At 34.8% G+C, this 15,153-nt stretch carries 8 protein-coding genes and 1 tRNA gene; 2 read left to right on the forward strand and 7 right to left on the reverse strand.

All coding sequences use genetic code 11. The features are described from left to right. Positions 1–98: 98 nt before the first annotated feature. Together BM371_RS13095 and BM371_RS13100 are read right to left on the reverse strand one after the other, a co-directional pair. The gene (locus BM371_RS13095) at positions 99–710 is read right to left on the reverse strand and encodes a DUF4142 domain-containing protein (RefSeq protein WP_034678831.1); all 612 of its coding nucleotides are present in this window, start codon (positions 708–710) and stop codon (positions 99–101) included. A 173-nt stretch (positions 711–883) separates the two neighbouring features. Further along, positions 884–1,480 carry a Crp/Fnr family transcriptional regulator gene (locus tag BM371_RS13100; RefSeq protein WP_034678420.1) on the reverse strand — a complete coding sequence of 199 codons (597 nt, stop codon included), beginning with the start codon at positions 1,478–1,480 and terminating at the stop codon, positions 884–886. A gap of 444 nt (positions 1,481–1,924) precedes the next feature. On the opposite strand from BM371_RS13100, the gene BM371_RS13105 reads away from it, so the two are divergent. After that, positions 1,925–3,184 carry a pectate lyase family protein gene (locus BM371_RS13105; protein WP_034678422.1) on the forward strand — a complete coding sequence of 420 codons (1,260 nt, stop codon included), beginning with the start codon at positions 1,925–1,927 and terminating at the stop codon, positions 3,182–3,184. A 194-nt stretch (positions 3,185–3,378) separates the two neighbouring features. Then, positions 3,379–5,469 (forward strand): outer membrane beta-barrel protein, encoded by a 2,091-nt coding sequence (locus BM371_RS13110; protein ID WP_034678424.1) that lies wholly within the window; start codon positions 3,379–3,381, stop codon positions 5,467–5,469. Positions 5,470–5,558: 89 nt separating this feature from the next. Here the strand turns inward: BM371_RS13110 and BM371_RS13115 are convergent, their stop codons facing one another. The 5 genes from BM371_RS13115 to BM371_RS13135 form a co-directional block, all read right to left on the reverse strand. Next, complete coding sequence (locus BM371_RS13115) at positions 5,559–7,358, reverse strand: T9SS type A sorting domain-containing protein (RefSeq protein WP_034678425.1); 1,800 nt, start codon at positions 7,356–7,358, stop codon at positions 5,559–5,561. A 246-nt stretch (positions 7,359–7,604) separates the two neighbouring features. Further along, the gene (locus tag BM371_RS13120; RefSeq protein ID WP_034678426.1) at positions 7,605–9,563 is read right to left on the reverse strand and encodes a T9SS type A sorting domain-containing protein; all 1,959 of its coding nucleotides are present in this window, start codon (positions 9,561–9,563) and stop codon (positions 7,605–7,607) included. Between the two features lie 462 nt (positions 9,564–10,025). After that, positions 10,026–10,099, reverse strand: a tRNA-Arg gene (locus BM371_RS13125). A 78-nt stretch (positions 10,100–10,177) separates the two neighbouring features. Next, on the reverse strand, positions 10,178–11,947 hold the full coding sequence (locus BM371_RS13130; protein WP_034678427.1) for a TonB-dependent receptor: 1,770 nt from the start codon (positions 11,945–11,947) through the stop codon (positions 10,178–10,180). 82 nt (positions 11,948–12,029) lie between these two features. Then, positions 12,030–14,993 (reverse strand): tetratricopeptide repeat protein, encoded by a 2,964-nt coding sequence (locus tag BM371_RS13135; protein WP_034678429.1) that lies wholly within the window; start codon positions 14,991–14,993, stop codon positions 12,030–12,032. Between the last annotated feature and the right edge of the window lie 160 nt (positions 14,994–15,153).

Below are 15,153 nucleotides of genomic sequence, written 5' to 3' on the forward strand. Positions count from 1 at the left end.
ATTAAAACAAAAAGTTATTCCGAGGTTGCCGATAAAATCAGTTTTCCTCAGAATAACTTTTATCATTAAATAAGATTAAATCCTGCGATTTTGATCTGTTATTTTACTGCTGCTTTTGTTTTTTCAGATTCCATTAAATGATGCTCAAGAGCAGGAATTGTTTTTTCCGCAAAAGATTTTAATGAAGCTTCAGTTCCATCAGCAGCTTGCTTTTTGAAATCTGCAATTGTTGTTTTGTGATCATTGACCATCATATCAGCATATTTGCGGTCGAAATCAACGCCTTTTTTGACTTTCAGATCATCATACGCTTTTTGCTTCTCTGCATCTAAACCTATTGGCAACTGGTAACCTACTTTCGCAGCCCAGCTTTTCAGTTCATCATTTGCTTTTGTGTGATCTTTTACCATCATTTCGCCAAAAGCTTTTACTTTTTCGTTTGTTGAATTGGTCGCGGTAAGCTGTCCTGCCATTACTTCCATCATTCCTCCTTTGGCAGTTGCATCTGCAAATTTTTTGTCCTGATCACTTAGTGTTGTTTGTGTTTCTGTATCATTAGAAACAGCTGTAGAATCGTTTGTCATCGCGCCTGTATCAGCCGGAGCTGTAACAGTTGAGGTGTCAGTTAATGATTCAGTGTTTGTTGTGTCGCTTTTTTTGCATGCAACGATGGCTGTAAACGCCAGAATGCTTAAGATTGAATTTTTCATATTATTATTTAAAATGGTTTTGGTGAAATGCAAATTTTGCATTATCGTAGCAGTAACAATTTATCTGCCAAATCATTAGAAAAAAATTACAATCGTATAAGATGTGGTACAATTTTACAGAAATATCGGGGAGCGGCTATTTTTCTTCAGAAATTATAAAATCATACAATTTATTAAACAAAAATCTTTCTGTTAACAATCTTCAACGCACCTTCTTTCTCAAGTTTCTTTACTGTTCTGATTACTGTTTCAACTCTTAATGCAGTGAGGGAAGCCAATTGCTGTCTCGTTAAAGGGATTTCATAAGAGAATTTCTCTGTTTTGCCAGTATAACTTTTATAATAATCTAAAGCGCCCTGTACACGAACATCAGGACGCAATGAAGAGTTATTTTCCAGCATAATATATTTATAATACAGCCTTTCTGACAGAAATTTATTGATATCACGCGAAACAGCAGGGTTTTCATCCAGCATTTTCTCAAAACTCAATTTTGGAAGTTTTATCACTGTACATTTTTCAAAAGTAATGGCATTTACCGGATACGTTTTGTCGATAAATAAAAGCAACTCACAAACGCTGAGCCCTTTGTCTAAAATGGCAAAAATAAGCTCCTTGCCGTCTTCATTATAATTATTCAGCTTAATTCTTCCTTCCAGCACCTGATAGTAATATTTAGGAATGTCTCCTTCATTAAAGATTATATGAGATGGTTCAAAATCTTCAGTTTCAGCCCCGTATTTTTTTAAGAGTTCCGGTGATATAAGCATAATAATAATTTTTATGGTTTGTTAAGAATTATTTGTAAACGGTAGATCATATTTTGCAACAATTATTCCATTACCAATAAAAGCTTGGATGAATAACAAATAAGTTTTTTCATCATTTTATTGAATATTTAATAATACAAGTTCGCTTCAAAATAACAGTATTTAAATTAAAATAGATTAGTAGAATAGCATATTAGATTTAATAAATTCATCATAATTTTATTTAATCGTAATGATTTATTTTTTTTCTGAACTAATGATTTAAAATTTTAGATTCTTCCAGTCATCTAAAAGCAAAGCAAATTCAAAAATCATTAATAAAATATTTCCGACACCTCAAGAGCAGGATACTTTATTAAGATACTCATAGTAACTTAGCTGTAAATCAATTTGATGCAAAAATTGAATCTTTGATCTCTTTAGATTTTTTTTAAATAACTAGGTATGCTTAGAAAATTATATTTGTCCATCATCTTATTAAGTTCAGGTTGTGGATTATTTCAAGCCCAACAATTGGCTTTTCCCGGAGCGGAAGGTTTTGGGCGTTTTGCTATAGGCGGTCGTGGTGGTACTGTTTATCATGTAACCAATCTTAATGATTCAGGAGCGGGTTCATTCAGAGATGCAGTAAGTCAAAGCGGGAGAACAATTGTTTTTGATGTTGCCGGAGTCATTAAAATTAAAGAAAAGATTTCTGCCGCACCCGAAATTACGATCGCAGGTCAGACCGCGCCCGGAAACGGCATTACCGTCTATGGTAACGGTGTATCTTTTAGTGGCAACAGTATTATAAGATATATGCGCTTCCGGGGAAGCATTAGTATGCCGAAAGGTGCATGTACTGTTGTAGCAGATGATCTGAAAGATATTATATTTGATCATGTTTCTATTGAATGGGGAAGATGGGATAATCTGCATATCAAAAACAGCACAAATATTACCTTACAATACTGTCTTGTTGGAGAAAGTATAGATCCTCAGCGTTTCGGAGCTCTTCTGGAAAATCCTGTAGATATTACCGTACATCACAGTTTGTGGACTGGAAACCAAAGCAGGAATCCGAAAGCAAAAGCAAAGATCGAATACCTTAATAATGTAGTCTACAACTGGGGAAAAAGTGCTTTCGTGGGAGGACATTCTGCTACAGACCATTACCAGGATATTGTGGGAAATTACTTTATTGCCGGACCCAGTTCAACGGATGAGTTTTTAAGCATGTTCAGTGCTACAGATCATGTTTACCATAAAGATAATTATGCCGATCTCAATAAAGACGGCAAAGTAAATGGTCGATTGATTACCGATGAAGATTTCATAAAACAAACCGCAACACTGGTAAAAGAACCATCGGTTATCTCAAGAAGCAATGTTAAGATCAATGCTGCTGCAGATTCCTGGAAAGTGGTCATGAAAGAAGCCGGTAGTTCCTTAAAACGGGATGCGGTTGATAAGAGAATCATCAGTTATTTTAAAAGTCTTGGCAAAAAGGGTCAGATTTTTAAAACTGAAGCAGCTGCCGGTGGACAACCAGAAGTAAAACCACAGATTTTAAAACTAAAAGATTCAGATGGTGATGGCATACCCGATAAATGGGAAACGAAACACAAACTCAATACAAACGATGCTTCCGATGCAAAAATTATAACATCAGCAGGCTATACCAATCTGGAAAACTACATTAATAGCTTAGCAAATAAAATTTAATAGTTAGAATTAAATCACTCACAGCCTAGAAGCGGATTTTCATTTTATTTACTTATTAAAATTTAAATATTGATAAAACATTATTATCACTCAGTTTTTAAAATATAAAAAATTCCAAGTAAAGTGAAATTTCTTTTGATAAACCAAACAGTTGTTTTAAATTTGTCGTCGCTAATCTTTTCCAAGAAATTACAATGAAAAAACAAATAAGTTTAGCCTTAATTATAATAGGCAGCTTAGCTTTTGCACAAGAGAATACAACATCACCCGTTCAGGATTCGGTACAGAATACAAAAGACATCCAGGAAGTCCTGATAAAAGCACAACGCAAAAAACAATTTGTAGATAAAGCAGTCTACAGTTTTGATGAAGAAGCTTTGAAAAAAGCACGATATGCAAATGACCTGTTGCAAACTTTACCTGAACTTCAGTTCGATCCCATATCGAGTACAATTACCAGTATTAAAGGTGGTAAATTTTTACTTTTAATCAATGGTGTGGAATCGACAGAGCTTCAGGCAAGAGGAATCCGACCGGAAAATGTGGTTCGGGTTGAATATTACGACAATCCTCCCACTCGATGGGCAACCAGAGCAGATACTGTAGTGAATATTATCACCAGAAATCCTGAAGTCGGTTTTGCAGCGGGAGCTTCGGTGAGCAGTGCACTGACAACAGGTTTCGTGAACGGACAGGCGTATGCCAATTACACCAACGGAAGAAACAATTTAGGGCTTGAATATGGGATCAATTTCAGAGATTATGACAATCGGGTTAGCAACAGAGTGTACGATTACACGCTTCAGAATTCTCATTACAATACCAACGAAAACAAAACAGATCATTTCGGATATACCTATCAGGATATTGCTTTAAGATATACAAATTCACTGATGGATAATTATGTTTTTCAGGCAAAATTCTCAATGAATATCTTCAATTATTTCTCTAAAGGAAACGGTCAGAGTATTTTCACAAAAGACAATAATTCTGAGCTGCACGGAACTTCACAATACAGCGGCGAAAACTATAATCCACCCAAACTTGACCTTTATTTTTCGAAAAAACTGAGCAAAAAGGACGAAATCAGCTTTAATGTTGTCGGATCTTCCTACACAAGTGAAAGCTTCCAGATTGATAAAGAATGGGTAATCAATACAGGAAATATTGTTTTCGATAATGATATGAATTTACAGGCAAAACAAAACAGTATTGTAGGAGAAGTTGCTTATACTCATGATTTCAAAGCGGGAAAATTAAGCGCAGGATACAGAATCGATAATAATAATGTAGACAACAACCTAAAGAATTTAGCCGGAAATTTTGATTTTTCGGTTAATTATTTAACTCAATATTTATACTCAGAATTTGCCGGGAAAAGTAAAAAGCTGATGTATCGGGTAGGTTTAGGTTTAACCAATATCCACAATAAAACAGCCACAACAACGGATGATGACTGGACGATTACTCCTAAAATTATTCTTGGTTACGAACTTAAAAAAAATCAAAGCTTACGATTAACGAGCAGCTATACTCCATACAGCCCGGGAAGTGCCACATTGAGCCCGAATATCAATCAGGTGGTTCCCAACATTGTATCTACGGGAAACCCTTTTCTCACTATACAAAAAGCATGGAATAACAATTTAAACTATTCTTACAACAATAAGTTTTTTGATTTTAACGCTAATGCTTTCTACAATTATGTAGATAATGCTATCAATAGTATGTATGTTTTGTATAATAACTACACACAATATGCTTTAACCTATGAAAATGCACAGTTTAGTTCTCGTGCCGGAATTCAGCTGACTGGTTCGGTAAAGCCATTTGGGAACAGATTATTGGTCATTAAGGCCAATATCTATCCTACTATGCAGCGTGTAAAAACAAATGCGGGAGTTTTGCTGAAAAACAATTATTTCGGAAATAATTTTACCATTTCTTCCGAGTATAAGAACCTGAGCGTAACGTATATGTTTAATATTCCTGTCTATACGCTGAGTGGTGCATTTTTAAATACAAATGAAAATCAGAATCACATTTTTGCCAACTATAAACTGAAAGATTGGACGCTGACAACAGGAATGTACTGGTTGGGAATGCCTTCAAGATATAAAACAAAAACTCTTGACGAAAGTTTAGTCAACTATGTGGGAACAACCAACATTTACAACAACAGAAATATGTTTATAATAGGAATCGGCTATGATTTTGCCAAAGGTAAAAAGAATGAAGTCAACAGAAAACTGAATAATGATACTGCTCCTGCAGCGACATTCTAAGACCTATAAAAACAAATTGCTCATTAAATCTTTATTATTGAATTTATAAAGATTTAATGAGCAATTATCTAGTGATAAAAGTTCATCGCTTATTTTACAATCATCTTAAATGATTTAATCAACATTGTTCCATCGGATATTTCAAGAATATAATTTCCTTTTTGCAGTATAGAGTGCATTTCAAACGTTTGCTTTTTCTGATTGCTTAGCTTTTTTGTATCAATTAATCTTCCCGAAGCGTCGTGAATCTTCATTGTGCAGTTCTTTTTAGCCAAAACAATACCTTCTAACGTAAAATTTCCGTTATTTGGATTATTGTACAGCATCAATTCATTTTCTTTTTTTGTTTCATTTACAGCTAATGTTGTTTTATTAAATTTTGCCATAAAACAGGTTAATCCACTCGTATTCGAGGGATTTCTTGCTGGCATCCAAGCTCCTTCTGTAGTGTAACCGTTATTTGAATTGGTGCTTCCAAACAGATACAGTGTATTATTCTTGAATGCTACATTAATGGGTATAGCAATACCCGCAGCTGCTGAAGAGCCTCCATAATACGATGCCCAGGACAAACTTCCTGATGCGTTGAATTTTGCAAAATAAAAATTGTGCGATCCCACACTATTAGATTCCGGAGCAGACTGATAAGAATTGGGAGTCGCAATATTATTTCCTCCTCCAAACGTAGTTCCGGTAATGTAAATCTGATTACCATCGAGAGCGATTACTTTGTCGAATTCATTCATATCTTCACCGGATGATCCGAAATAGGTACTCCATTCACGATTACCAGATAATGAAAATTTCGAGAGAAAAATATCTGAGCCTCCGGTTACATTCTGCTTAAAACTGGCTGGAGTTCCGAAAAAACTTGAACCATCAAAATTATAATCTGTACCCGTTACATAAAGTCCGGTTTCATTTACGGCTAAATCAGTAAACATTGCAAATCCGACCGATGGAGCTCCGCCGTAGTAAGTGCCCCACATTCTTGTTCCGTCCGAAGTATTCATTTTGGTGATAGAATTATTTGACGGAGATGTCTGAAATGCGCCGGAAGTCGCCATTGTACTCAATGCTGAATTAGTATTCATACCGGTAAGCATATACAATGCTCCGTTAAAATATTGCATAGAAATGCTTAAACCTGTAGGCATATACGTACCCCAAATTTTCTGCCCGCCTGGAGAGAGTTTCATCAAATAGCCGCTAGGAATTAATTGTCCTGCAGAATCATAAATAATATCGTAATTTTCCTGCAATACACCCGGATTTGAAATATTCTGCAGCATTTGTGTTTCTCCAGATACGTAAACATTGCCTGCTTCATCCAATTCAAGATTTATAGCTCTGGAAATAGATGGTAAATACGAAGCCCAAATCAAAACTCCTGCGGAAGAATACTTCGCCAGTATTACCTTATGAGTAGAAGATGGTTGTGGATCATTGGGTAAATATACTCCTGCTGTAGTTTGTACTGATGGCGGACTTCCAAAAAACAAGTAATATTTATTATCCTGCTGATCAACTTTTTCTAAAGATTTTGAATCTAATGCATTGAGATATCCATAATAAGAAAGCATACCCGATGAAGATAAATTTGCATCAAAACCGTAAATATCATTTTGTTGATTGCCCCAAGAACTACCACCGCCTAGTAAAAACTGATTAAAATAGCTACCAGTCATGTTTTGCTGATTCCACATACTGCCTCTTACATGAAGATTTTGTTGAGAATCAAATAAAATTCCTTTTGTGGTATGTATACCGGCTATCTGACCGCCATTTGCTCCGAAATAAGTTCCCCAGCTACGTTCAAATTCAAAAACACTTTGCGAATAGAAAAAATTAAAAATAAATAAAAGTGCTACAATAAAAGTGCTTTTCATAGTAATTTGTTTTTTGGTTTTCGATTGAATAATGGATCAATCAAATCATGGGCTAAAAGTATTCGTATCACTACCCTATTGTTTTCAAAGATAACGAACCTGTTTGTAATCAGCAACTTTCAATAATAAATATCAAAATTAAGTGATATATATTAAATAAAATATACTTAATTAATTAGATGGAAATTCAAGTTATCTGTATAATTTTCAATTAAACCCAACTATAAGCCGCAAAAATTTTTCATATTATTTCTTCACCACTTTTTCTGTCACTACAGATTTATCAGTTCTAATCTTTAAATAATAAATACCAGCACTAAACGAATTGAAATTAATTTTCGCATTATTATCTTGCAATTTACCGCCAGAAATTCTCTGTCCTACTGAAGAATACAATTCAAAGCTTTCCAGCTTATTTTTGCTTCTTATATTTAAGATATCTGTAATTGGATTCGGATATATATCAATTCCGGCAACATCAGCTTTAACTTCACCAGTATTGAGTGAACAATTGGAGCTACTTCCCAATTTGGCAATAAAGAATTGAGAATACCCGGTCATACTTGTACTGTATAAAGTAGGAATCCCATCATTAGAAGCAGCAAATAATTGATCGGTAAAAAAACCTCCGACAATATAATTCCCATCTTTATCAACTGTAACAGCCGTAATCTGATCCTCGGTAGAATAATTACTTTCAATTTCATGTGTTGCGATGACAGCTCCGGTTTGAAGATTCAATCGTACCATAAAGGGATCTGATCTTGCATTTAATGGTTTTGTCAGCGGAAAATTAGCCCATTTTTCACGAATTGCTCCTTTTGTAAAAGCTATTTCATCACCATTGATCGCCAAGCCTCCAATGAAATTTACGGAGAGCGACTGGTCATCATGAATACCGTTTAATCCGTTCTCAAGCGGCACTGTCATCCAAAGCACATTTCCTGAAGGGTTCATTTTAGCAACAAAAGGAATTGTATTATTCAAATTGGTTGAGGGCAAGGTGAAATTGCCAAAAGTACAGGTTGGTGACCAGCCATTTACATTATTTACCGGAAATTTAGAATAGTGCCCACAAATATAAATATTGGAGTTTTGATCTTTTTTGATGTCGAAAATTTTTTCGAACTGCTTCTGCCCCGGTCCCATGAATGGAAACACAAATTCTTTCCTCCATATCTCGTTTCCTGTAGCTCCGTCAAACGTAAAAATAAAACCTTCATTGTTGAATGGTAATCCGCCATAAGATAGATTGGTATATTGAAAACTACCGGTTCCGTACATTCTCCTGCCTGTAATATAATATCGATTCAGATTTTCATCATACAGCAATTTTGCCTGACCGTCAATAGATGTTCCTCCAAAATCACCGGTAATAGGAAGCAACATCGGATTTGGGGCAACGGTCATATTTCCATTGTCATAATTAAATTTTACAAGATAATATTGAGGACCTACATTGTTATTCCCTAAAGCCATATCATAATCAAACGAATTGGGTACCGTAATTTTCCCATCAAGATGAGTTCCTTTGTAAAAACCAAGAACAGCATGAATATTTTTATTGCCATCCATGTCCCAAAGACCGTTATCACCTCTTCCTACAGGAAACGTTACATCTCCCTGCAAAGCTTTATACCAAACCAAATTACCGGTAGCAGTATTGTATTTGAGAAGGTACATTGTTTTAAAAGCGGGATCTATTGCATTACCGTACGGATAAGGCGGTGCAGGAAGAGCAGAAATAACCGGCAATGTAACATTCGTATCCAAATGTGTTGGGCTGAAGTTCGAAGGAGAATCCACAGCGACATTATTTGAAAGATTGGCCATTAAATATATTCCGCCGTTGTTATCTACTTCTATTTTCATGGCAAATTCTGAATTGGTATATCCACCAATAACGGTTTTCCATCGCAGATTCCCAACACAATCCGTAGAATATAACAACAAATCCCGAGTCCCATATACTGTTACAGGAGAGTCATTTACTAATGGCTGGTTATTATAAATCCAGGTAAGAAAATAATAATTGCCATTATTGTCAGTCGTAATCGCTTTGATATTTTCATCTGCAGAAGTAGATGCGAAAACATCATGACCATTATTGCCTCCACCCTGTTTAGCCCATTGCCATTGATAGGTCTGTGATAGGAATAAACTTGCCTGAAATAAAAAATAAATAATGAGTAGGTTTTTTTTCATAAGATGATCTGGTTATTAGTTTTTACGTATCTCATAATCTTAGGAACGAATAATTACAAAAGATCCCGGGGTAAAAATATCAAAAATATGTGAAATATTTACAATTCATATTAGTTTATTTTTAACATTAAAAAATTTAATTATCCTATAAGAAGCAACTGTAAAAAAGAAGAGCAATGCACCAGAAATGGATCTGCAAAATCAAACTTAACTCACAAAAATATTGAGATCAAAGAAGAACTTGATCAAGAGATGAAATTTCAAAAAAAACTCACTAAGATCAAAATAAAGATGATGAAGACAAAAAAACTGTGCTGTAATCTATTTTAAAACTAAAATTCTATGAAAATGCATTTCAAACAACACAATTAAACTTTGAATTATTAAAAAAAAATTGATTAGCAATTAATTCCAACATAAAAAAAGAGAAAGCATTATTTAAAAATGCTTTCTCTTATTGGGTGACCTCGGAGGGATTCGAACCCCCAACCCTCGGAGCCGAAATCCGATATTCTATCCAGTTGAACTACGAAGCCTATTTTTTTATAAGTGATGAGGAATTAGTAATAAATAATGCAAATATTGCCCCATTACTAATTACTCATTACCCATATTTAGAACGTGATCTTCACACCTCCCAAAATCTGTGCACCAAGAACTTTATATCCTTTGTACGTTTGATATTTTGAGCTCAGAAGATTGTTTCCGAGTGCGAAAATACTGAAATTTTTGTGAATTTTATACTCTGCAGACAAGTTTAAATCTGCATAACCACCAACTTTATCATTGGTATCTTCCGTAGACTGGAAAATTAATGCAGGACTTCCCGTTCCTTCAAGCATGTAAGAATTTGTCGTTCTGTCTGTTGCAAAAATTCCTTTGAACCCTAAAGACAATTTTTTCTCCAACATCGTATATTTTGCACCAATACTTCCGCTCACTAAAGGAACATTATAAATGTTTTCATAATTCTTCAGATCATACTTCAAAAATCTCACATCAGCATCCACAATAAGATTTTCTAATGGGAAATACTGCAAACTACCTTTAATATCGCTTACATTTCCGTCATCATAAATGGCAGAAAAAGTATTTGCAAAATCATATCCCGGTCTGTCTAAAGTAAATTCATTATTGAAAAGATTATTGGCTCCGAAGAACATAATATTTCTCATTTTTCCGAATCCTGCAGAAACATCATATTTGAAAGTCTCATCAATATCTCCTCTCAAACCTGCATAAATATGATATTGGGTTTCTGTTGGTCTCAACATCTGGTCAGATACCAAAAAAGGATTTTCCTGCAAAAGTTCAGCGTATGTGTTTAATTTTAAACCACCGTCAACTCCACCATAGAATTTGAATTCTTTTGAAGCAGCCACCTGAAATTCAGCCTGCGGAAACCAATATGTTTTGTTATTCTTTAATTCTTCCGCTAAAATTAAGTTTGAATTTCTTGCATTCAGGAAAGTAATTCCAGAACCGAGCATCAAATAAGATTCTCCTTTGGCAAAAGTCAGTTTAGGCGTAATATTAGCGTTGAAAAATGTTGCAGAATTTTTATTTAAAAGATTAAAATCAGTCTTTACCGTTTCTAAGCCTAAACCTAAGTCAGCATTCATCACGATTCCACTTTTTGCAATCTCAACCGCGTGTTTTGAGAGGTTTGCCAATATGGAAGCCTGATTTTCTTTTGCATCAAAATGATCCGATAAAAATGAAGATTTTACTCTTACGTCATTCAGAATTTCATTTGAATAAAAATCATAATAACCGTTTACCTTAAACTGGTTCACTTTCTGTTTCAAATCAACATCTGCTGAAGGTGTTAAAGCATAAATTCCATAGTAATTATAGTTATTTAAACCATATTCAGCATTCACATTGATCTTACCTTTCTCTCCGTAAGAATTTAAAAAAGCTCCAAGAGTTGCAGAACTTTGTTTGGAATCCCAATCGTAGTCTTTTTTCAGACCGTTGGTTGATAAAACATGAACATCTGCACCCACTTCCAGTTTATTTTCAAGCGTTGTAGAGACATTAGCATCCGCTAAAATCTTCCCATAGTTCCCCATTCCGAGCTGGAAATAGTTATTCTGAGCCGTTCCGTCAAATTTCGGAGCTACATCTTCACCCTGAATCGTAGAAGTTTTAAAATCTGAAACGGCAGGAACATCCGTAATGGTATATTTCACAGGATTTGCTGATTTCTCTTCCGGCGGATAATTTTTTTCCGTCACCACAGAAGTTTTTTTCTTCTCGATTTTCTTTACTTCCGGCTCTCTTTTTTTATTAAGAATAAGCTTCTCTTCTTTGATCTGAGAAAACGCTACCGACGAAATTCCTAAGAATAGTATAGATAATATTTGAATTTTCTTGTTCATTGCTTATTGTATTAAGTATTGATGTACAAAGGATTAATGATTTAAAATTAATAATCTGCTGTACTGAATACATGAGTACATTTTACTTTTTAATAGTCTTTTTAACCTCTTTCGCTTCCGCTACAATTTCAGGGAAATCAGCATAGTTTGCAATAATCTGGTCACAGGTATAACTTGCCTGATAATTATCTTTCAGACCGACATAATTTTTAGCCATCAACACCAAAGCTTTTGCTCCCCAATAATCTTCTGATGCGTAATTGTTGGCAATTTTAAAGATGGTCTCGTTAGATGATTTAAATGCTTTTGCTTTATTCTGATAGAATGCTTTTGCGTAAAGTGCTTCAGCTGCAACTTCGGTGTTTGATGATTTTTCAAGAGCCGTATAAGCCGTCTGAGCGTCTTTTTCTTTTCCTGAATTCATCAGACTTCTCGCCTTGATTACTTTTGCAGTTTCAATTACCGCTGCAGAGTTTTTGTTGTTGCTGATTACGGCATTGGCTAATTTTTCTGCTTCTGAGAAATTCTTTTCTTCCGCATACACTTTCATCAATTCTACATTCGCATAATTTTTCACATTAACGTCTGACGAATTTCTGATATTCTCTAAATACTTCTTAGCTTCTGCAGAATTCCCCTGAGCCAAATAAATTTGTGCTAAACGGGTCTGCGCATCATCCTGATAATCGTTCTGAACATTTCCTACTTCCTGAAGAACCAAGAGTGCTTTTGTAGGATTATTGGTCTGATAATAACTTTCTCCTAACTCGTATTTAGCCTGATAAAGACCTTCTCCGGTAGGATTTTGGGTTAAATATTTCTCGTAATAAGAAATTGCATTTTTGTAATCTTTCTTTGTGAAGTACTGTTTTCCGGTTGATAGGTTGATTTCATCGATTTCTGATGCTTCAACATTCACCCCGATATTTCTTGCAAAACTTTCATATCCTGAAACATCACCATTTTTCGTAAAAATAGGTTTTGCTGCCTGAACAATTTTTTGTGCATAAGCTGTATTTTTATACTGTTCGCCTAAAGATTTCAGTTCAGATAGCGCTTTATCATTTTGATTCTGATCGATATAATTCTGCGCTCTGTAAATCGCTGCATTTGCCACCAAATCTCTGTCTGAAGAAGATTTAACAACTTTTCCGAAGAAATCGTTTGAATTGCTGTAATCATTCTGAGCTGCATAAGCTACTCCGATTTCATATTGCGCATCATCGATGTATTCGGAAGCAGGATATTTTGAAATCAATGATTTTAAGTTCGTGATTTTCGCTGCATGATCATTTTTAAATCCTAAAGCCAAAGCTTTTTGGTATAAAGTATAATCTGTAGCGTCTTCGTTTTTATCGTAAATCGCAATTGCCTGATCCAGATCGTTATTAGCATAATTAATGTCTGCTAAACGAAGCTCAGCATCATTTTTAAACTCAGGTTTTGGATCTTTTAAATATTGGGTGAAATACTGTTCAGCCTGATCGAATTTTTTAGATTTAAAATAAGCGTATCCCAAATCGTAAGGTAACTGCTGTTTTTCAGGGAAACTTTCATTCGCTAATTTCTCGTAACGGGCAATTGCCGAAGGATAATTTCCTTTCTGATAATACACCTGACCCAACCAGTATAACGCTCTGCTGTGGAATTCTTTATTTAAATCAAACTCCAGACTTCTTAAGAAATATCTTTCCGCTTCGTCAAAATTACCTTTGTTGAATTCCTCAGTTCCCAATAAATAAGAAACTTCCTGATCTACTTTATCGGTTTCAGGGGTAGAATTCGGCAATTTATCGATCGCATTCAATGTCTCTTTAAAGTTCCCGGAATACAGATACGATTTCACCAAAAGTGATCTCATTTCCGAAGTTTTCGCATCATTATTGTTGATGGTAATATAGTTCTGGATAACGTTTGTAGGATTTTCAAACGGGTTTCCGATGTCGTAGCTTAATTTTGCATACTGTTCGTGCGCCAGCTTTTTCACATTCGCATCATAATCCATCTGATAAGACGAACGGAACGCGGAAAGAGCTTCCTGCTTTTTGTCAACCGCTAAATAAGCATTTCCTAACTGATAATATGCATTCTGAGCCAAAGCTGAATTGCTGTTCAGTAACTGGTTGTAATATGAAACGGCTTCATCATACTTTTTCAGCTGTGCCGCTACAAATCCCATTTCGTACAAATCATTTTCTGAAGGATTCAATTGTACCGCCAGATAATCTTTCAGATGCGGATAAGCAGAATTGTAATCATTCTTCATGAAATAAGATTCACCGATGATTTTGTGAACCTCTGCTTTGTATGATTCTGAAATATCTTCATTTAATAGAGCAGTTCCTTCCGAAATCGCTTTATCATAATCTTTATCGTTGTAGTACATCTGTACATAATACGGACGCACCAGTTTTGAAAATTTAGGCTGATCTTTTACCGAATCAAAATATTGGAACGCCTGAACGTTGTCTCTTTTGGAATAATACAAATGTCCCAACATATAAGCAATATCACCTTTCTGCGATTCATCGGCAGTTTTGTAAGCTTCTTCCAATGCATCAATCGCACCTTTTGCGTCGCCCATCATAAATTTAGCATACCCCAGTTTCAGAATATATTGCGTATTTTCTTCACGGGTCAGCTGATATTGATTAACTTTCTTTAAAGTTTTTAAAGCCTCCTTAAAATCTTTTTTAGCCAGATAATAATCTGCCAAAGGTAAATTCGCCTGTGCAAAATAAGCCGAATTAGGATATTCTTTCATAAAAGCCGTTAAACCTTCTTCCGCATGATTTTTCTGAAGGATAACGCCAATCACATTATCAAAAAACTGCGCTGCTTCTTTTTTAGACTGCACCAGATTCTGATTGTAGAAATACTGTCGTGCATATTCGTATTGGGAAGCGTTGTATATTTTGGTCTGATAAAGATTCTGGGCAAGATTAAACCTGTAGTTTTCCTTTTGGGTAAAGTATTGAGACTGTTGCGCTTCGGAAACTCCAAAATAGAAAACAGCAGCCGCTAAAAATATTTTTTTTGATTTCATTAATATCAAATTTTAAAATGGGAAGGCTTCAAAAATGAGACCATTTATTTTAAATTTCAGATAAGATTTTATCCACAAATTATCAACGAAAATATCGAAAAGATATTGTATAAACAAGTCTTTTTACATAATGTTAGTATGTGGATTATTTTTTAATACT

The sequence above is a fragment of the Chryseobacterium formosense genome (genome assembly GCF_900116415.1).
GTDB classification, from domain to species: Bacteria; Bacteroidota; Bacteroidia; order Flavobacteriales; family Weeksellaceae; genus Chryseobacterium; species Chryseobacterium formosense.